We start from the raw sequence: 18,627 nt of genomic DNA, 5'->3' as shown, positions 1-18,627 counted from the left end.
CTGCAATTTCCAAACCATAATGATCAAAACGTCACACCAATAGCTGCTCGATGGCCGGACGCAGCGAGGCCAGTGGCGGCACTCGCAGGCTGAACTCATTCTCCAACAGCTCGATCAACTCATCGGCGTCGTTGATGGTGCGACGCTCGCTTTCATGCCCGATTCGGTGCAACGCATAACTGTTGCCGTTCAGGGTCTTGCGCACCCCATCGCCGGTGCGAGCGACCATCAGGCGGCCCATGAACGGTGATTCCGGGTGGGAGCAGACGTACCAATTGCCGACGGTGAAGTCGATTTCCTCTTGGCGTTGCAGATCGAACAGGTACATCGGACGCCATTCATCGGCGACTTTTGCACGCAACAGATAGCCGTCCTCGTTGACGTCGATTCGATACGGCTCATGCGGGGTCAGTTGCATCTCGCGGCTATCCAGCAGCAGCGGCGCAGTCGGCACCATGCCGCCGAAGCCGACGTCGGTGATATAGCGAACATCATCGATTGTCACCAGGCTCAAGCGATGGGTCCGTGCAGTCCAGGCACCTTCGGGGGCATTCATGACCACCCGGCCGGTGATCGCGCGGGCATTGAAGCCAAGCGCCTGCAACAGCGCGAAGAACAGTTGATTGAGTTCGTAGCAATAGCCGCCGCGCCCCTGTTCGAAAACCTTCCGCTCCACCGACTCCAGGTCGATCGGCACGGGTTCGCGCAGCAGTGTCGAGAGCGTTTCAAAGGGGAACTCGGCAGTGTGGCGCCATTGAAGCTGGCGCAGCGTTTCAAGGGTGGGTGGCGGTGCCGAGTCGAAGCCCAGGCGTCGCAGATAACGACCGGTATCGCTCAGTCGAGGTTGGCTCATGGGGGACTTCCTTTCCTGTGGAGTGCAGCGCTTTCAATAAGCGCGCTGCGATTGGGCAGGTATAAGGCATTTCCCGTCCACGGACAATCTGCCCGGTGCCAGGCCCCGGTTCAACGCCGCTTGCGCGAAGACAACCGGATCCAGGTCGGGGCATGGTCGCTGGGATGTGGCTGGTTCCTCACCCAAGCGTCCACGCCCGCCTCGCTCAGGTAGGCACTGGCCAGCGGATTGAGCAACAAGTGGTCGATGCGCAGCCCGGAATTCTTCTGCCAGTGCTGACGGAAATAATCCCAGAAGGTGTAGATCCGCTCCTCGGGGTAGAGGTGGCGCAGTGCGTCTGTCCAGCCTTGGTCCAGCAATCGCTGATAGCATTCGCGGCTTTCTGGCTGCAACAGCGCATCCTTGAGCCAGGAGCGCGGGTTGTAGATGTCCATGTCAGTGGGCACCACGTTGTAGTCGCCAGCCAGCACCACCGGATGGTCACTCGCCTGCAGCCCTTGGGCATAATCGATCAGCCGCTCGAACCAGGCCAGTTTGTATTCGAACTTCGGACCAGGCTGTGGGTTGCCGTTGGGCAGATAAAGGCACCCCACCAGGACGCCATGCACCGCCGCTTCAAGGTAACGACTGTGGCTGTCATCGTCGCAGCCCGGCAAACCGCGCCGGCTCTCCAGCGGCTGCGCATCGCGGGCCAGGATGGCGACGCCATTCCATGAGGCCTGGCCATGCCAGATTGATCCATACCCCACCGACTCCAGCTCCGCCGCGGGAAAGTCCTTGTCCGCCGCCTTGAGTTCCTGCAAACAGACGACGTCTGGTTTCTCCCGCTCCAGCCACTCCAGCAGATTAGGTAGCCGGGCCCGGATGCCGTTGATGTTGAAGGTCGCGATCCGCAGGTTTTTCATGGGCCATGAACTCGATTTACCAAGACACTAACTGTGACCGGCGACAAGCTGCACAGGTTGCAACAAATCTTAGGAGCCGGTTCGCGGCAACGATCGACCGCTTTCGAGCAGGTCTGCAAACGCCTGCTTGTTGATAGGCCGGCTGAGGAAATAGCCTTGCACTTCGTGACATTGATCGGTGCCCAACGAACCCAGTTGGGCCAGGGTTTCCACGCCTTCCGCGGTCACGGTCAGGCCCATCGCCTTGCCCAGGTTGATGATCGCCTGGACCACGGCGCGGTCATTGCTGCTGTTGCTCATCGAGGCGATGAAGCGCTTATCGATCTTGATGCCATCGAACGGATAGGTGCGCAAATAACCAAGGGACGAATACCCGGTACCGAAATCATCCATGTTCAAGCGCACGCCCAGTTCCTTGAGCGCGTTCATGACCTGCAGCGCGCCGTCCACATCGTTGAGCATGACGTTCTCGGTGATTTCCAACTCCAGGCGACTGGCCGGGAAATGGGTTTCGATCAATACCTGGCGCACATCCTCCACGACGTCGCTGCGTTCGAATTGGGCCGGCGACAGATTGACCGACACCATCAGCGCGCGCGGCCAGCTCAGCGCGGTTTCGCAGGCTTCGCGCAACACCCAGCGCGAAAGCGGAACGATCAGGTCGGTTTGCTCGGCCAATGGAATAAAGGCATCGGGGCCCAGCAAGCCTTGGGTTGGGTGCTGCCAGCGGACCAGCGCCTCGACAGCCACGATCTCCCGCCCATCGACCGTATAGCGCGGCTGGAAATGCAGGACGAATTCGTTTTTTTTCACCGCCTGGCGCAGGTCGTTTTCCAGCTGGCGACGATGCTGGATCTGATCGTTCATGTGCGAAGCAAAATAGCACCAGGTCTTCTTGCCCTCGGACTTGGCCTGGTAGAGGGCAATGTCGGCGCAGCGGATCAGCTCGCCCGGCACGTAGCCTTGGCGGCGGCTGACAGCGATGCCGATACTGGCGCCTATGTGCAGCGAGTGAGTCTCGTAGTGGATCGGCTGCTGCAGGCTTTCGATCAGCCGTTCGCAGAACCGGTCAATCTCAGTGGTGTTTTCCATCCCACTGAGCACGACGACAAATTCATCACCGCCCAGGCGCGCCACCATGTCGTGCTCACGGGTGCAGTCGCGAAGCCGCTGGGCCACGTCCAGCAGGACCGCATCACCGGCTGGATGGCCGAGCGAATCGTTGATCGGCTTGAAATTGTCCAGGTCCACCATCAGCAGCGCCAGCGGCGCGGAATGTTCCTTGGCCACCAAGGCATCATCCAGGTGACGCGCCAATTTGTTGCGGTTCGGCAGGCCGGTCAGGGCATCGTGCATCGACAGGTGCTGGACCTGGGCATGGGCCGCCACCTCGTCGGTGATATCACTGGCGGTGCCGCGATACCCGGTTACGACGGCCTTGTCATGGATGGGCCGCGCCGACACTCGACAGAATCGCAATTGGCCGGAATGGTCGCGGTACGAGCAACGCAAGTTGCTGGCGTGCTGTTCTTCGTCCAGTTTGCTTAGCCACAACGCAATCGGCGTGGTGTCGCAGTACAAGAGCTGTTCGATATCCTGCCCCAGCCATTGCTGGTCGGAAAAACCCGTGACCGTGTTGAAGCGCCCCGACAGGTAGGTGATGTGCCGATGGCTGTCGACTTCCCAGATCCAGTCGGACGCGGCCTCGGCCACGGCGCGGAAGCGTTCTTCGCTGGCCTCGAGGGCCTGTTTCGACTTTGCGAGGCTGTCATACCCGGCGTCCACCTGGCGAGCCGTACGCATGGCATATCGAAAAAAGTAGGCGGTGAGCAACGCCAGGATCAGCAACGCCCCGCCCAATGGTGGTAGCAGGGACCAGAGCAGTTGCTGGCCCGGCCGTTCCAGCCGCGACACCAGGCTGTAGCCGGTGCTGTCCAGTGGCACGGCGGGCTGGTCGGAAGCCAACGCCGTATCCTTCACCAGGTTCAAGTCGGTGAGGCCATAGCCCTTGCCCAACTTGCGCAGCTTGACCGGCGTTAACTGATCGACGAACAGCAACATCGACGTGCCACGGCGATCGACCTGGGGGCGTTCGTCGTTGGGCGTGATCACCGATGCAGTGACAATGGCCGGCCAGCCGTCGAACAACGTGTAGCGGATCAGCGGCATCGTCAGGTCGGCCTGTGCCTGGAGCTGATCCACCAGGTCCGCCAATGGCGTGTCGATATATTCTGTCGCCTCGGCCTGGACATGCTGCCCACGTACCACCGCATACTTGGTGCGCTCGCGATCAATCACAAACACACCCTCATACTCATCGTTGGTGAACAGGGTCTTGCCCATGTTCTGTTCGGCGTAGGCCCACTGCACATCGACTTCGCCATTGAGGTGCTCATACGCCGTGGTCCAGAAGGCGTAACTGGTGATGTAGTTTTTCGACGCCGTGATTCGATTATCGAGGGCGCGTTCGATATAGAAATGCGTCTTGCCCACGTCCTCCGCGTCCAGCTTCTGCGCGATGTTGAACAGCACGGCGATGGCCACCAGGACACCTGCGACAAACAACACGCCGAGACCTATGACCAGGCGCAGGGTAATCGGCGCATGTCGGGTGACGTCAGAAGGGGTATCGGCAGTGGTATCCATTGACCTGTTCCTGTCCTTTCGGCGCTGGCTTCGCCGTGCAAGCTTCACAACATGAACCGCAATTGACCCTTGGTTTTTTTAACCGTAGCAGCCAACCCGCGCCAATCGACGAACCCACAGGATTTGCCGAAAAGGCCTACGCACCATGTGTGGAAGTGTTGAGCAATGGACCGCTATCCGCGGCCGATGATTCCAACCGATCTCAACGATCAGAGCGCTCCAACGCGCAGAGTCCATCTTCCATCGACAGCGCCGCGACGCGGTTCCGCCCGCCGTGCTTGGCCTGGTACAGCGCCGCGTCAGCTCGTTGGATGAAGACTTCGATGCTATCCAGACTGCTGGGCACGAAGGCATGACAGCCCAGGCTCACCGTCAGATAGCCGGTGGGAGAACCCGAATGAATGATGTTTTTGTCGATGACGCTGCGACGGATCTGCTCGGCCAGCGCCATGGCCCCTGGCAGGCTGGTATCGGGCAGCAGGACCGCGAATTCTTCACCGCCAAAACGCACCGCCAGGTCGGCCTTGCGGTGGCAGCAACCCTTGAGCACCCTCGCCACCTCCGCCAGGCAGTGGTCGCCGGCAACGTGCCCGTAGGTGTCGTTGTAGCGCTTGAAAAAATCGATGTCGAGCATGATCAGGCTCAAGGGGCTGCGCTGACGGGCGCCTCGGCCAAATTCGATGTCCAGCGCCCGCTCGAACAACCGTCGGTTCGCCAGCCCGGTCAGGCTGTCGTGGGTGGCGATCAGTTCCAACGCCTCCTGGGCCTTGCGCAGGTCCGCCTCGATCCGCTCGCTGTTGCGCACCTGACGCACGAATACCCAGCCGAACAAACAGATACCCAACACCACCAAGGCAACGATGAGGCTGGATTGAAAAGCCGTGTCGTACCAACCCGCCAGGATCGCCTCCTCGGACATCGCCGCGGTCACCACCAGCGGATAAGCCTGCAAGTGCTGGTGCGCATAAAGCCTGACAACGCCGTCGGGTGCGCTGCGAATGATCGCATCGCCGGCGCCGGCGTTCGACGGCTCATGCTTATAGATGTGCTCCTCGGCCAGCGGTTGCCCAATCAGGCCTTCATCGAACGGCCGCCGCGCCAGCAGCGTACCGTCGGACAGCGCCAGGGCCATTTCGCCTTTGGCGTCGAGATTGAAACTCTTAAAGAACTGATCGAAATACGACATCTTGATGCCAGCCAGCAGCACGCCCTGGAAATTGCCTTTCGCGTCATTCAATCGGCGGGAAACCGGGATGATCCAATCACCGTTTTGTCGACTCCGGATCGCCGGGCCGACATGGGCGATCAGCGAGGCGTTCTGCTGGTGAAACTTGAAATAATCACGATCCGCGATCCCCGCGCCCCGGTGCAGGCTTGCAAAGGACGTAATGACCCACTGGCCGTTCTTGTCGAACAGGAACAGGCCATGCAACTGCTCCAGCGATTGCACCCGCCGGGCGAAGGTCTGCTGCAGGCGCGGTCGTGTCGACGGGCCGAACCCGTCGTTCTGGATCCAGTCCGCCAGGCTGGCCAGCACGAGGTCAGCCTGTACGAACGTGTCCTGGGCCTGTTGGGCCATGGCCCGGGTGAGGTTGGCCGAGGCAACACGCGCCGAGTCCAGGTCATGGCGACGGGACTGCTCCAATTGAAAATAGAGCAAAGCGCAAAGGCACAGGCACACGGCGGCGATGAACGTCACCGCAGCCTTGAGCAACGGCAGGCGTTTCAAGGCGCCGCCGGGCGCATGGTTCGGATCATGGATGGGGATAGGCAAGCGAAAATCCTGGGGAGGGCAAAACATGAGCGAATCGCTCAAAAGCCCCCAATAATCGGGAGCTTAGCGTACCGCTTGGGGGGCGGCAATTTGCCTTTAGGAGGAAGTCGATGGATGGCCGAGTGGATCCAAAAACCCCGGTATTTTCTGGCCGATATGCCCTTCAAAAGCTCATTGAACATGCCTTTGGCGGGACATACCGCCTCTGTGTCGGAAAATGCGCTCAGCGAACCGGGGGGACTCGGATTTCGCCCGCCCTGCATTGAGTCTTGACGCCTTTGCCACAGGCGGTAAATGCCAAGTCCTTGTCCATGCACACCCGTACTTCCGATAACTGCGGACCACGGCAAATCACGGCGACACCATCGGCCTCGATACCAGGATTGCTTTGGCGAAACAGCCGGATGATTTCATCGGCTTCAAAATAATGAGAGGAAGTGAAAGGTTGCAATGGCGTCGGAATCTTCACTGCTCCAAGCGCCCGGTCGGAAGCGTCTAGGTAACCCATGGCACCGAGGCCGCTGCAGGTGCCGTGCTTGGACCACTCATGTTCCAGCAGTTTGCGGGTAGGAAATAGCGTCAAGCCTTTCTCGCGCTCGGCAGCGGTCAAGGGCATCTCGGTCGAACACGATTGTGGCCAGCCACCCCTGGCATATTGCGGCCAGAGACCGTGCAGGACAAAACCGTAGCCTTTGCCGGAGCATTGCGAGTCGTTCTGATGGGTAAGGCAGAAGGTAGGTGACCAGGACAGCGACAGTACGTAATAGTCGAATACCCCTGCAACCGGCTCGACTCCGGCGTCGCGCGGCTCGCGGGCGTTGCCTGTGCTGATGAAGCCCAGCGACAGGATGAACAGCATGATGATAGGAAAACGTTGTTTCATGACCCCTCCTTGGGTAGATGTGCTACTGGCTGGAATCAGAGTCCGGCCCGTGATCATTTCAATTTGATCTCAGCATTCAACGGAGGATTTTTTACAAGCAAACCGTCTCGGGGGCCATCTGAAATATGTAACACCCCTAACGCAAGCGGCCTTCGAGTTCTGGACTCCCGCACGCAACCGAGGCCCGATACCTGGCGACCTGGCCGGGTTGGCGGTAAACCTGATGCATCAGGCAAGGCGCTTGCTCAGATAAGCCGCCGTGGCTGGACACAGGGTCCGGAATTGAGCCGTAGCACTGATTAAAGCAGGCGCCAGGGAGCGGTCCCGTACCCGATATCCCTGCCTCACAAAAAAGGCTGTGGCGGTGTCCGTCAGCAAGTGAAGCCGCACCACCCCCTCGCGTTTTGCAAACGCCTCAAGCGTCGCCAGCACTGTCGCGCCAATGCCTCGTCCGCGATGGCCATCCAGCACAACCAGAGAGCGCAGCAACCGATCGGCGCCCTCCCCCTCGATTCCACCGAATGCCATGTCGATGCCTTGCAGGCTAAACATGAAAAAACAGCGACCCGGATAGTCCAGGTCATTTACCGGAAGACGAGCCCGGACAAGAGCCTCCCGCAAAGGCTCCAGCTGTTCTTTTTTCAATGCTGTCATGAGCAAGACGAGGGCCCTCTTAGTGTTTGGGTAAAGCTACGCTGCTTACTCAAAGGCTCGCAATCGGTCCGGCAATAAATTTGAACGGCACCAACCCCACATGAACTAACAAAGTTCATGGCCCGGCCCGTGCCTTTGCACTGAATCGGCCAGGGCACAACCTGAACAGCAATGGCACAGGTGACCCGCCAATGGATTCAAGCTCCCTCGAAATTTTTACCGACACCCAACTGCTCGGCATTTCCATCGCCAATTGGTTACTGGCCCTCAGCGTGATGACGCTGAGTTTCATCGTCGCCAGGGCCGGTATCGGTTTCCTGTTGAAAAACGTGCGCGCCCGGGCGCAGAAGCCCGACGCCTACATCAGCCATATCGCCGTCGAGGTGCTGTCCAGCACCAGCAACACCTTGTTGCTGCTGGCCTCGATCCTCATAGGCATCGGTGTGCTGGATCTGCCGGAACGCTGGCTCGGACGGGTCAGCAGCCTCTGGTTCGTGGTCGCGGCCTTGCAGGTGGGATTGTGGGCAAACCGGGCGATCGCCCTGGCGCTGATGCATTATTTTGCCCGGCACAGCCACACCGATATCCATCAGAAAAGTGCCCTGGCAACGTTGAGCCTCTGGGGCGCGAAAGTGTTCCTCTGGGCGGTGGTGCTGCTGGCCATGCTTTCCAACCTCGGCGTGAACATCACCGCCTTCATCGCCAGCCTCGGTGTCGGCGGCATCGCCGTTGCGCTCGCCGTACAGAACATCCTTGGCGACCTGTTCGCCTCGCTGTCGATTGCCGTGGACAAACCGTTCGAAGTGGGTGACTTCATTGTCGTCGGCTCGTTGGCCGGTACCGTGGAGCATGTCGGCCTGAAGACCACACGCATCCGCAGCCTGGGCGGCGAGCAGATCGTCATGGCCAACGCCGGGATGATCAGCACCACCATCCAGAACTACAAACGACTGCAGGAACGCCGCATCGTCTTCGAATTCGCCCTGCCCCAGGAATGCTCGACCGAACAGCTTCGCCAAGTGCCTGCCATCGTCGAAAGGATCATCAAGGCCCAGGAAAAAACCCGTTTCGACCGCGCGCACTTTCGCAGTTTCGGCGAAAGCACGCTGGAATTCGAAACGGTCTACATCGTCCTGGACCCCAGCTACAACGTCTACATGGACATCCAGCAAGCCATCAACCTGGGGATGATGGACGAGTTCGCCAGGATCGGCGTGCGCTTCGCCATGCCGTCCCGGGCCGTGCATGTGGCTTCGTTGCCGGAGATGCCTGAACAACTGACCCAGGGCAACACCGTCAGAAAACCGCTGCGAGTTGATGCGTCATCCGGCGCCCAGCATTAACTTGCAAGTTCGCTTCCATGACCCAGCGCAACTGACCACCCCGCCCCTTCAGCTAAGCTCAACCCATCACCACGACAGGGAATCGACATGAGCAAGGCAGACGAACTCGCGGCGAAGCTGAGGCAGGCCCAACGCACGCCGGCCGACACCGACAATTGTGCGGACCTGGCGATCGAACATTGGCCTGGCCAGGTGTACGAGCTGTATCGCCAGCTTGAAACCTGGCTGGCGCCGGTCTGTGAGGCGGGCCTGGTTATCCGGCGTAACCCCACCCATGTATTCGAGCGTCATGCCAGCGGATCGACGTATAACTACGCCATTGATCAGTTGGTCATCGAAGGTAATCACCGTCGCATCTCGCTTGATCCGATCGCCCGTTTCTCCCCCGGCGCCGAAGGGTGCATCGAAATCCACATGAAAGGCATGGAGCGCTGCATCCTGCGGACGGTGGGCGAACATGGCGAGTCGCGCTGGCATCTGCAGCCAACCGGACAACCACGGCCCGAACCCGTCACGTTGGATGAAGATGATTTCCTCTCGATCATCGAGGAAGGCTTAGGTCTCTAATGCAAGAGGGCGACTCAACGAGTCGCCCGTCTTAGTTCGGGGCCGATTCGAATGTCGCGTCTGGCCCGCTTTTGGTCGGCGCCCCTGCTTGCCTGTCTATGAGGATCGCCAAGGCATTGTCGATCTCATCGGCGGCGCGCTCGGCATGTTGGGCGTCCGCCCAAGTCCAGTACTGCTCCGACACGAGCCCGCCGACCGCATGCGCGCATAACTCATCGCAACTGATGCCCATCTTTCCCGCAGCGGCGATGACTGCCAGGAGGGCTTGCTCCAAGGGCTGGACTCTTTCAGTAGACACAACTAACCAACTCGGTAGGTAACCAGCCTGGAGCTTACCAAGATATCAATGTGCCACCAACCGCAGGCGCCCAACGGTCCTTCTCAACCCACCGTGCTGTATGTCCTGGCGCGCGATGTCCGCGAGGATTGTCGAGCCGCCGCGCGAGCGGCCAGGATCGTCAACACAGCGGCAACAACCAGCACGGCCGCGCTGGTCTCGAAGGTCGCGCGATAACCGCTCAAGTCGAACAGAACGCCGCCCACCGTGGCCCCCGAGGCAATGGCGAGCTGGACGATTGCAACCATCAAACCGCCCCCGGCCTCGGCGTCGTCCGGCAACGTTCTGGCCAGCCAAGTCCACCAACCTACGGGGGCCGCCGTGGCCACCAGGCCCCAGAGGCCGAGCAGCACAGCCGTGACCGACGCGGAGCTGCCGAACCCCACCAGCGCGAGGGCGATCGCGGCCATCAACAGCGGGATAACAATGAGCGTGCGATACAGGCCGTTCTTCAAGAACGAGCCGATCAGAAAAGTGCCCAGCAAACCCGCCAGACCAATCGCCAGCAACATCAGCGATAGCAGCGAGACGCCCACCTGCGCCACGGTTTCCAGGAAGGGTCGCAGGTAAGTGAACAACATGAACTGGCCCATGAAGAACGTGCTGACCGCCAGCATGCCCAACGCCACCGGCGCCCGGGTCATGAGCTTGAAAGGATTCCCGCCGCCGCGCTTCGCCTGGTTCGGCATCGAGGGCAGGCTCAACAGCAGCCATGCCAGGGCAAGTGCGGCAACCGGCACGATGCAGAAAAACGCGCCACGCCAACCGATAATCGCCCCCAGAAAGCTGCCTAGCGGCGCAGCGACAACTGTCGCCAGGGCGTTGCCACCGTTGACGATGGCCAGGGCGCGTGGGACTTTATCTTCCGGCACCAGCCGCATGGCCGTGGCCGCCGACAGCGACCAGAAGCCGCCAATCGCAACGCCGATCAGCGCGCGACCGACCATGAAAATCAGGTAACTGGGCGCCACTGCCGCCACTGTGCCGGACAAGATCATCAACAGCGTCAGTGCCGAGAGCAGCCACTTGCGTTCGATCCGGGCCGCAATCGGTGCGATGAGCAGGCTGGTCACCAGGGCAAAGGCACCCGAGACGGCGATGCCCTGGCCGGCCTGCCCTTCAGTGATCTGGAGGTCCGCTGCCACCGGCGTCAGCAAGCTGACTGGCATGAATTCGGACGCAACAAGGGCGAAGGCAGCCAGCGACATGGCAAGCACCGCGCCCCACGCAGGCTTGCCCTGTGGTTCTAGCGATGAGATAGAGGTCATAACAATCCTGAAATTTCTGGAGCGCTCGGAAGCCCTCGTGGGAGCGAGCTTGCTCGCGACGGCGACGATGACGCCATGAACTGAATCCGACGGGTATTTTCACGAATGGGTATCGACGGTCGGTAGAACATTTCGCTGGAGTTCTTGCCCGATCCTGTGAACCCGCCGGTTACGCATAGGCAACGCTTCGCTTGGCGGGTTAATGTTCTGCCCATAGCTATCAACCCAGACAGAATCGACATGACCACCCAAGGCAGATCGCCACAAGACCGGCTCGCAAACCTCATCGCCACCCGGACGGCCGGCGCGGGTGACTTTGAAACGTCAATTGCGGGCCTGTGCTTTTTCCGTCGCGACGCCCCTGCCCCGCCTATGACCTGCATGATCGAGCCAAGCATCGTCCTCGTCGCCCAGGGGATGAAGCAGGTGTGGATTGGCGGCCAGGCATACGGGTACGACACCACACGTTTCCTGATGACGTCGCTGGATATGCCCGCGAACTCCGAAGTGCTGGCGGCCAGCCCGGAGCAGCCGTGCCTGGGCCTGGTCATGCGGCTTGACTTGCGCATGGTCGCCGATCTGGTCGCCCAGGGTGGCGTGGCGCCCAGTGTCGAGCGCCCCGCGGGGATTGGTGCGAGTATCGGCACGGCGTCAGCGGATTTCCTCGAGCCGTTCGTGCGTCTGCTGGCGCTGCTGGATGAACCCGAAGCGATCCCCGTGCTGGCCCCGCTGATCCAGCGGGAGATCCACTATCGACTGTTGATGAGCGACCAGGCCGCGCGGCTGAGGCAGATTGCCTCCGTCGACAGCCAGGGTTACCGGATCGCCAAGGCCATCGACTGGCTGAAACTCAACTACACCGGGCCCGTTCGCGTGGACGACCTCGCGGCGCGCGTGCAGATGAGCGCCCCGACCTTCCACCATCATTTCCGCCAGCTCACCGCGATGAGCCCGCTGCAATACCAGAAGTGGCTGCGGTTGAACGAAGCGAAGCGCCTGATGCTCAACGAGCACCTGGACGTGGCGAGCGCCGCCTACCAGGTGGGCTATGAAAGCCCTTCGCAATTCAGCCGTGAATACAGCCGTCTGTTCGGCGCTTCGCCGAAGCGGGACATCGCGGCGTTGCGCAGACCCGCGAATATCATGAACGCTGACTGATTCGCGGTGCCCGGTTCCATTGTGTCGAGGAACCCTCAACCTGGCCCGCCAGCGCAATACACTTGCGTGCCAGGATCAGAGTGGGGTCAACAAGCGCCACCTGATGCCCGTTGATATCGAACGCCTCGCAATGCCTCAACACCAACGGCAACTCCGTACAGCCAAGAATCAACACCTGTGCCCCCAGTTCGCACAAGTGCTCAGCCGCCAGCAATAGCTGTTCCCGGCAAAGCCCCTCGGTGAAACCGGCCTTGATGCCTCGCGGCCCGTAGATGGCGTCCATCACCATGGCCTGATAGTCGACACCGGGCGTAACGATTTCCAGCCCGGCGCGGCTGGCCGCCTGGTGATAGACCTGGCTCTGCAAGGTGCCGGACGTCGCCAACAGACCGACTGCCTTGCCGGAGCCGTACGCGTTCACGATCCACTCAACCGTCTCGGTCAGCATATTCACGATCGGCACCGTCAGATGCGCCTGGATGCGCTCGACAAATGCGTGGGCCGTGTTGCAGGGAATTGCGATGGCGTCGGCGCCCGCACTCTCGAGGCGTTTGCAGGTGGCGTACAGCGCCATCGTCGGGTCCGCCTCATCGTGCACCAGGTTCGCCGTGCGGTCGGGGATCTGCGGGTTCTGCTCGACCACCAGCTTGATGTGGTCCTGATCCTTGTCGGCGGGCGTATTGGCGACCACCTTGGCCATGAAATCCACCGTGGCGGCGGGCCCGACACCGCCGACGATACCGAGCTTGAAGGCTGGGCGATGGTGGGGTTGCGGGTCCTTCGTCGCGAAATCCGCATAGATCTGGTTGATGTCCAGGACATTCAGCCTTTGATCTTGCAAAGGCCCACAGATCAGCGAAAGCTCGGTCATGCCGGGGACGATTACCGTTGCGCCTTGGGCTCGCAGCGAAAGGCAGGCCTGGTGGACCGCCTCGAACGGCGCGCCATCGAAGTGGCCGTCCTTGATACCGTCGAGGCCGTACATCGCCTCCATCACCTTCGATTGCGCTTCGACGTCGGGGTAGATAACCGGGTAGTCCTTGCCAAAGTGCTCTTCGAACAGACCGCTATGGCGAACGAAGTCGGAAGCGATCACACCCAACGTCGCCCCGACAGGGACGCTACGGCGGACGTGCCCACTCAGGGCCGCCATCATGTCGAGCACGGCAATACCTAATTCAGCCTCGATTTCCGCGCGAAAGGTCTGGCTGGCGAAGCATGGCAGCATCACCGCATCCAGGCCGCTCGCCTCGAAGGCCTTGCACACCTGGAACACGTAGAACTTACGCGACGTCATGCTCGCGCCTGCGTCCAAGGGCAGCAGCACGTCCTTGAACGGATGCTGTTCGAACAGGAAATGATAGCGGCCCTGGTCTTCGATCACGGCCCTGGACTTGACCAGTTTGTAGAACAGGTCACCGCCGGCCAGCGACCCCAGGCCACCGACGATGCCCAGCTTGCGGACGACAGATACGTTGCGGATCGACTTGCCCTTGGCCTTCATATCGTTTCTCCTCAAACAACCGGGACCGTTCCGGGAGCCGCTTCGGCACGAGACCGGACGGCGGGCTGTTCGCAGGCTTCCTCGGCGTGCTCTTCGTATGGCTCGGCCTTGGCCACAACGGCCGTTGCGATGCTGTTACCCACCACATTGGTCGCCGTACGCGCCATGTCCAGGAATTGGTCGATGCCAATGATCAGCAACAGCCCCGCCTCGGGAAGGTTGAACATCGGCAACGTCGCCGCGACCACCACGACCGATGCCCGGGCCACGCCGGCCATGCCCTTGCTGGTGATCATCAGTGTCAGAAGAATCAGCATCTGCTGAGTGAAACTCAGGTCAATGTTGTAGGCCTGGGCAATGAACAGGATCGCGAACGCTTGATACATCATCGAGCCGTCGAGGTTGAACGAATACCCCAGGGGCAGCACGAAGCTGGAGACGCGTTTGGGCGCGCCAAATTTCTCCAGCGCCTCGATGGTTTTCGGATAGGCGGATTCGCTGCTCGCGGTGGAAAAGGCCAACAGGATCGGCTCCCGGATCAGCTTGCCCAAATGAAAAACCGAACGTCCAAGGAACACGTATCCAGCACCGAACAGCAACGCCCAGAGGATCAGGATGCCCAAGTAGAACTCGGCGATGAGCTTGCCGTAATCCACCAGCAAGCCCAGGCCCTGGGTGGTGATGGCCGAAGCGATGGCGGCGAACACACCAATCGGTGCAAAGGCCATCACGTAGTCGGTGATCTTGAACATCACCTTCGCCAATTCTTCGATGGAATCGGTGATGCGCGTGTGACCGGCGCGCTTGACGCCTGCCAGCGCGAAGCCGAAGAACAGCGAGAAAACCACGATTTGCAGGATCTCGTTATTGGCCATTGCCTCGGCAATACTTCGAGGAAAGACATGGCCGATAAACGCCTTGAGACTGAAATCCCCAGTGTTGACGGGCACGGCTGCGGACGCATGCTGGGCGACTTCCAGATTCAATCCGGCGCCAGGTTGGAACAGGTTGACCAACCCCATGCCAATCAACAGCGACACAATCGAAGCCGTCACGAACCACCCCATCGCCCGGGCGCCAATCCTTCCTACGGAGCGGGAGTTGCCCATGCTGGCGATACCACCGACCAAGGTCGCGAACACCAGTGGCGCAATGATCATTTTGATCATGCGCAGGAAAATGTCGGTGACCATCGAGAAATATGCAGCGATTTCCTTGGCGCTTTGCTCGCTCCCTGCGAAATGGTGACACGCCCAACCCACCAGCACGCCCAGGGCGATGCCCATGGCAATTCGACGCGGGAGCTTGTTCTTTTTCACGGTGCTGTCCTCAAGTAGTTCTTGGATTTTTATTACTTGGCAGGTCACGCTGATTCGCCTGAAGCCGCGAGACGTCAGCGCTACGAGAACAATTCTAGGGAGAGCATCGAACGGCATGATGAGTAATCCGGCCACGCTCATGCATTTTCGGAATAGTTATGTGTTTGGCGCTACGGGCCGGGGGATTGGACCCTAGAATGATCCCTTCATGACGAGGGATTTCTAGATGCAACTCAAATGGCTGGACGACCTCCTGGCGATCGCCGAATGGAAAAACTTCTCCCGGGCAGCCGAAGTCCGCTGCGTGACGCAATCGGCTCTATCGCGACGTATTCGCTCGCTTGAAGAATGGGTGGGCGTCAAGTTGGTGGACCGTGGCACTTATCCGGTCCAGTTGACGGCGGCGGGGATCACTTTTTGCGATGAGAGCAGAGAGGCACTCGCCGGGCTGTTGAGGTTGCGTTCGGCCCTGCGCGATGTGGAGCGGATGCCGGGGCGCTCGATCCAGATCACTGCGGGTCACAGCCTGTCGATGACTTTCTTGCCCAAGTGGCTCGCGCAATTCCAGCAACACAACGAACAATTCAATGCCCGGGTGGTTGCCGCCAATATCCATGACGCCGTGATTGCCCTGGAGGAAGGCAGCTGCGACTTGATGATGGTTTATCACCATCCATTGGCGCCCATCCTGTTGGACGCCGAGCGTTTCGGCAGCCTGACCCTCGGTCATGATTCATTCATTCCACTCTGTGCACCGAACCGCAAAGGCGAACCCCTGTTCCCATTGTCAGGCCGCTCCGGCAAGGCCGTGCCGTACCTCGCCTACACGGCCACTACGTTCCTGGGTCGCGTCGCCGACATCGTCATCAAGAACGGCCCGACACCGACTGCGCTGGAACGCTGCTATGAGGCCGACATGGCCATGCTGCTGATGCGCATGGCGGTTGAGGGCTACGGCGTGGCGTGGCTGCCACAAAGCGCAGTGGCCGATGAGCTGGCGCGAGGGCTGCTGGTCAGGGCCGGCGATGAGCAATGGAGCACGCGATTGGAGATTCGATCGTACTGCACGAATGCCAATCGCAATCCAACGATGCGCAAGCTCTGGAAAACGCTGGAGGGCGCGTCGCTGCGCTCACCCGCCTGACATCGCCTGGTAGTACTGCGCCATGTAATCGACGAACACTCGCACCTTGGCGGGCAGATGCCGGGCGTGAGGATAAAGCGCGTAGTAGTGCCGTTCCCCAAGGGTGTGCTCAGGCAGAATCCGCACCAACCTTCCCGCCAGCAGGTCATCCTGCACCGTCGCCAGGGTAAATGCGGCAATGCCACCACCCGCCAAGGCACAGGCGTGCAAGGCAGTGATGGTGTCTGTGTGAAACGTGCCGTGACAGTCCAGGGTAATCGATTCCCCCTTCGCATTGGCGAGCGTCCATTGGCCAGCCGGTCCATAGGTGAGTAGCCGATGGTCGTTGAGTTCGGCAACGCTGCGAGGCAAGCCACGCTTGAACACGTAGGCCGGCGCCGCGACCAACACCAACGGCGATACGCTGAGCAACCGCGCGACCAGGCTGCTGTCGGCCAGGGGCCCACAGATGCGTAGCGCCACATCGAATCCCTCGGCCACCAGATCGACCAACGGATCGGAGCAAGACAAATCAATCTGGATGTCTGGGTACTGCGCCTGGAAGGCTGGCAACCAATGCGCCAGCTCCAGCGTACCGACCACCAACGGCGCGCTGATCCGAAGCAGCCCGGACGGACGCTCGCGTTCCTGCGTGACAGCTTGGGACGCGGCATCGACTCGATCAAGAATATCCACGCAGGCTGCGTAGTACCTTTCCCCCGCCGCCGTAAGACTCATGCGGCGGGTATTGCGATTGATCAGACGCACGCCCAACGCGGATTCCAATTGCTGCAAATGTCGGGAGACCGACGAGTGCGTGGTGCCCAGCCGCTCGGCGGCGGCTGTAAAACCCTGGGCCTCGACGACGCAGCGGAACACGCGCATGGCGAGCATCTGATTCATGGGGTTAGCGCACCGGTAGCTTGATGATTTCGGCGGTGTTCATCACATCGCCGAACGTGTCCTCGATTTCGGCGAGCGCGGCCTGGTGCAAGGCGTCCTTGTCGGTCGACTCTCCGTTGACCCGGGTAATCGCGCGGGTGGCCGATGCATCGGCCGCGACCAACACGTTATAGCTCAGCGGCGCCGCATCCCGGGCTGCGCCCGCCACGCACGCATGTGTCATGAGACCGGAGACGATCACGTTCTCAATACCCGCGGCTTTAAGACGCTTGTCCAGATCGGTACTGCCAAACACGCTGACGGTGGTTTTCTGCAAAACCGGATCCTTGGCCCTGGGCTGCATGTCGGGGTGGAATTTCACGGTTTCACCGTCGATGGCGAACACTGGCGAACCAGCGGGTGCAATGTGCCGGACATGGTAGACGGGCATCTTGTGTTCATCGGCGAACTCGATCAGCTTTCGGGCGTTGGCCAGCGCTGCCGGGCCGTCGGGGATCGGCATCTTACCGGTGAAGTATTCGTTCTGGAAATCGATCACCAGTAACGCGGTTTTACCGGCAGGCAACTGGCTGACCGGCACTGCGCCGGACATGGCGCGGATAGTTGGATGAGTTTCGGCCGAGGCGCCGGCGCTGGCGAGAACGCCTGAGATTACACAGGCGGAGAGGAAACGACGGGTAAAACGCTGCATGGACAGTTCCTTCTTTCGTGGAGTGAATGAAGGGAATGCTAGGGCCATGACCGGCACCCGAACACAGCGTGGGCGGCACAGGACTTGTTTAGGATTTGCACAGGTGAGCCGTGATCGGGGCGTTGCCGCTCGCTAAAGGACGTCGACAAACCCGTGGCGAGGGAGCTTGCTCCCGCTCGGCTGCGAAGCAGTCGTGAATCGGCGGGTGCGGTGTGTCTGACATTTCGAATTCGCTGGTTTAGGGGCCGCTTCGCGCCCCAGCGGGAGCAAGCTCCCTCGCCACGGGTCCATCGTTTTATCCAGCATCAAGGGCGACCCTGGCAAGGTCACCGACTGCATCAAGACGCGAGAAGTTGTGCCTGTAAACGTCGTCCGATCACATCCAGCAAATCACAACCGTCGCGCAGAGGGATTGCCAATACCTGCGCGAAGTCGTGCAGGACGACGGCGTCGGTGCTGATTTCGGAACGCATCGCGAGGTTCTCCAATAACTGGGTGACAGCGGCGATTCGGTAGGCGGCTGTGTCGTGCAGCACGTCCAGAGGTGCTTCCGTGTCGATCAGAAGGGCGTGGAAATTGTTTTCGATACCGGTGATGGGCATGTAGCGGGACATGGGTGTTTCTCCTGCCGTGATGGGCTCAATGGCTAGGTTTCGTGAGGGCTTCCACACCCTGCCGCTGAATTTGCAGCGACGGAAG

Annotated in this window: 17 protein-coding genes; 4 read left to right on the top strand and 13 right to left on the bottom strand. The window is 60.5% G+C overall.

Annotation, left to right across the window (positions count from 1 at the left end; translation table 11 throughout):
• Nucleotides 1–31: 31 nt before the first annotated feature.
• From Q7C33_RS22320 to arsN2, 6 genes are all read right to left on the bottom strand, one after another.
• On the bottom strand, nucleotides 32–853 hold the full coding sequence (locus Q7C33_RS22320) for an arylamine N-acetyltransferase family protein (protein ID WP_407684176.1): 822 nt from the start codon (nucleotides 851–853) through the stop codon (nucleotides 32–34).
• Between the two features lie 110 nt (nucleotides 854–963).
• Nucleotides 964–1,758, bottom strand: a complete 795-nt coding sequence (xth, locus tag Q7C33_RS22315) for an exodeoxyribonuclease III (protein WP_407684175.1) — start codon at nucleotides 1,756–1,758, stop codon at nucleotides 964–966.
• A 69-nt stretch (nucleotides 1,759–1,827) separates the two neighbouring features.
• A complete protein-coding gene (locus Q7C33_RS22310) occupies nucleotides 1,828–4,404 on the bottom strand; it encodes a bifunctional diguanylate cyclase/phosphodiesterase (RefSeq protein WP_407684174.1) in 2,577 nt (858 codons plus the stop codon).
• Between the two features lie 202 nt (nucleotides 4,405–4,606).
• Complete coding sequence (locus tag Q7C33_RS22305) at nucleotides 4,607–6,178, bottom strand: sensor domain-containing diguanylate cyclase (RefSeq protein WP_198797804.1); 1,572 nt, start codon at nucleotides 6,176–6,178, stop codon at nucleotides 4,607–4,609.
• A 223-nt stretch (nucleotides 6,179–6,401) separates the two neighbouring features.
• Entirely contained in the window at nucleotides 6,402–7,061 is a 660-nt protein-coding gene (locus Q7C33_RS22300; RefSeq protein WP_181286868.1) for a ribonuclease T2 family protein, read from the bottom strand.
• A 228-nt stretch (nucleotides 7,062–7,289) separates the two neighbouring features.
• Nucleotides 7,290–7,715: an arsenic resistance N-acetyltransferase ArsN2 gene (arsN2, locus tag Q7C33_RS22295; protein ID WP_407684173.1), complete on the bottom strand. Its 426-nt coding sequence runs from the start codon at nucleotides 7,713–7,715 to the stop codon at nucleotides 7,290–7,292.
• Nucleotides 7,716–7,906: 191 nt separating this feature from the next.
• Here arsN2 and Q7C33_RS22290 point away from each other — a divergent pair, with 191 nt between their 5' ends.
• Together Q7C33_RS22290 and Q7C33_RS22285 are read left to right on the top strand one after the other, a co-directional pair.
• Entirely contained in the window at nucleotides 7,907–9,058 is a 1,152-nt protein-coding gene (locus Q7C33_RS22290; protein ID WP_030140000.1) for a mechanosensitive ion channel family protein, read from the top strand.
• A gap of 87 nt (nucleotides 9,059–9,145) precedes the next feature.
• Entirely contained in the window at nucleotides 9,146–9,625 is a 480-nt protein-coding gene (locus Q7C33_RS22285; RefSeq protein WP_030139999.1) for a hypothetical protein, read from the top strand.
• A gap of 31 nt (nucleotides 9,626–9,656) precedes the next feature.
• Here the strand turns inward: Q7C33_RS22285 and Q7C33_RS22280 are convergent, their stop codons facing one another.
• Both Q7C33_RS22280 and Q7C33_RS22275 read right to left on the bottom strand, forming a co-directional pair.
• Nucleotides 9,657–9,899 carry a hypothetical protein gene (locus Q7C33_RS22280; protein WP_051065964.1) on the bottom strand — a complete coding sequence of 81 codons (243 nt, stop codon included), beginning with the start codon at nucleotides 9,897–9,899 and terminating at the stop codon, nucleotides 9,657–9,659.
• A gap of 107 nt (nucleotides 9,900–10,006) precedes the next feature.
• Nucleotides 10,007–11,230 (bottom strand): MFS transporter, encoded by a 1,224-nt coding sequence (locus tag Q7C33_RS22275; protein WP_407684172.1) that lies wholly within the window; start codon nucleotides 11,228–11,230, stop codon nucleotides 10,007–10,009.
• 240 nt (nucleotides 11,231–11,470) lie between these two features.
• Here Q7C33_RS22275 and Q7C33_RS22270 point away from each other — a divergent pair, with 240 nt between their 5' ends.
• Nucleotides 11,471–12,388 carry an AraC family transcriptional regulator gene (locus Q7C33_RS22270; protein ID WP_217861570.1) on the top strand — a complete coding sequence of 306 codons (918 nt, stop codon included), beginning with the start codon at nucleotides 11,471–11,473 and terminating at the stop codon, nucleotides 12,386–12,388.
• Here Q7C33_RS22270 and Q7C33_RS22265 read toward each other — a convergent pair.
• Together Q7C33_RS22265 and Q7C33_RS22260 are read right to left on the bottom strand one after the other, a co-directional pair.
• Nucleotides 12,372–13,892, bottom strand: coding sequence for an amino acid racemase (locus Q7C33_RS22265; protein ID WP_258650293.1), 1,521 nt, complete (start codon nucleotides 13,890–13,892; stop codon nucleotides 12,372–12,374). The genes Q7C33_RS22270 and Q7C33_RS22265 overlap by 17 nt on opposite strands.
• An 11-nt stretch (nucleotides 13,893–13,903) precedes the next feature.
• The gene (locus tag Q7C33_RS22260; RefSeq protein ID WP_030139994.1) at nucleotides 13,904–15,211 is read right to left on the bottom strand and encodes a dicarboxylate/amino acid:cation symporter; all 1,308 of its coding nucleotides are present in this window, start codon (nucleotides 15,209–15,211) and stop codon (nucleotides 13,904–13,906) included.
• Between the two features lie 226 nt (nucleotides 15,212–15,437).
• Between Q7C33_RS22260 and Q7C33_RS22255 the strand changes: the two genes are divergently transcribed.
• Nucleotides 15,438–16,355, top strand: coding sequence for a LysR substrate-binding domain-containing protein (locus tag Q7C33_RS22255; RefSeq protein ID WP_198797810.1), 918 nt, complete (start codon nucleotides 15,438–15,440; stop codon nucleotides 16,353–16,355).
• Here Q7C33_RS22255 and Q7C33_RS22250 read toward each other — a convergent pair.
• From Q7C33_RS22250 to Q7C33_RS22240, 3 genes are all read right to left on the bottom strand, one after another.
• Nucleotides 16,344–17,237 carry a LysR family transcriptional regulator gene (locus Q7C33_RS22250; RefSeq protein WP_198797811.1) on the bottom strand — a complete coding sequence of 298 codons (894 nt, stop codon included), beginning with the start codon at nucleotides 17,235–17,237 and terminating at the stop codon, nucleotides 16,344–16,346. The genes Q7C33_RS22255 and Q7C33_RS22250 overlap by 12 nt on opposite strands.
• Before the next feature lie 4 nt (nucleotides 17,238–17,241).
• Nucleotides 17,242–17,928, bottom strand: coding sequence for a cysteine hydrolase family protein (locus tag Q7C33_RS22245; RefSeq protein ID WP_033864494.1), 687 nt, complete (start codon nucleotides 17,926–17,928; stop codon nucleotides 17,242–17,244).
• A gap of 338 nt (nucleotides 17,929–18,266) precedes the next feature.
• Complete coding sequence (locus Q7C33_RS22240; RefSeq protein WP_030139990.1) at nucleotides 18,267–18,542, bottom strand: hypothetical protein; 276 nt, start codon at nucleotides 18,540–18,542, stop codon at nucleotides 18,267–18,269.
• Nucleotides 18,543–18,627 lie beyond the last annotated feature (85 nt).

Origin of the sequence: Pseudomonas sp. BP11-1-1 (assembly GCF_052112105.1) — a bacterium.
GTDB classification, from domain to species: domain Bacteria; phylum Pseudomonadota; class Gammaproteobacteria; order Pseudomonadales; family Pseudomonadaceae; genus Aquipseudomonas; species Aquipseudomonas alvandae.
This window is presented reverse-complemented; position numbering and strand designations above follow the sequence as displayed.

What these genes read in the sequence shown, in the direction of transcription:
- Q7C33_RS22270 (WP_217861570.1), top strand. Translation starts at nt 11,471, where the DNA reads ATGACCACCCAAGGCAGATCGCCACAAGACCGGCTCGCAAACCTCATC.
- Q7C33_RS22240 (WP_030139990.1), bottom strand. Translation starts at nt 18,542, where the DNA reads ATGTCCCGCTACATGCCCATCACCGGTATCGAAAACAATTTCCACGCC.
- Q7C33_RS22255 (WP_198797810.1), top strand. Translation starts at nt 15,438, where the DNA reads ATGCAACTCAAATGGCTGGACGACCTCCTGGCGATCGCCGAATGGAAA.
- Q7C33_RS22245 (WP_033864494.1), bottom strand. Translation starts at nt 17,928, where the DNA reads ATGCAGCGTTTTACCCGTCGTTTCCTCTCCGCCTGTGTAATCTCAGGC.
- Q7C33_RS22320 (WP_407684176.1), bottom strand. Translation starts at nt 853, where the DNA reads ATGAGCCAACCTCGACTGAGCGATACCGGTCGTTATCTGCGACGCCTG.
- Q7C33_RS22275 (WP_407684172.1), bottom strand. Translation starts at nt 11,230, where the DNA reads ATGACCTCTATCTCATCGCTAGAACCACAGGGCAAGCCTGCGTGGGGC.
- Q7C33_RS22300 (WP_181286868.1), bottom strand. Translation starts at nt 7,061, where the DNA reads ATGAAACAACGTTTTCCTATCATCATGCTGTTCATCCTGTCGCTGGGC.
- arsN2 (WP_407684173.1), bottom strand. Translation starts at nt 7,715, where the DNA reads ATGACAGCATTGAAAAAAGAACAGCTGGAGCCTTTGCGGGAGGCTCTT.
- Q7C33_RS22290 (WP_030140000.1), top strand. Translation starts at nt 7,907, where the DNA reads ATGGATTCAAGCTCCCTCGAAATTTTTACCGACACCCAACTGCTCGGC.
- Q7C33_RS22250 (WP_198797811.1), bottom strand. Translation starts at nt 17,237, where the DNA reads ATGAATCAGATGCTCGCCATGCGCGTGTTCCGCTGCGTCGTCGAGGCC.
- Q7C33_RS22285 (WP_030139999.1), top strand. Translation starts at nt 9,146, where the DNA reads ATGAGCAAGGCAGACGAACTCGCGGCGAAGCTGAGGCAGGCCCAACGC.
- Q7C33_RS22310 (WP_407684174.1), bottom strand. Translation starts at nt 4,404, where the DNA reads ATGGATACCACTGCCGATACCCCTTCTGACGTCACCCGACATGCGCCG.
- Q7C33_RS22265 (WP_258650293.1), bottom strand. Translation starts at nt 13,892, where the DNA reads ATGAAGGCCAAGGGCAAGTCGATCCGCAACGTATCTGTCGTCCGCAAG.
- xth (WP_407684175.1), bottom strand. Translation starts at nt 1,758, where the DNA reads ATGAAAAACCTGCGGATCGCGACCTTCAACATCAACGGCATCCGGGCC.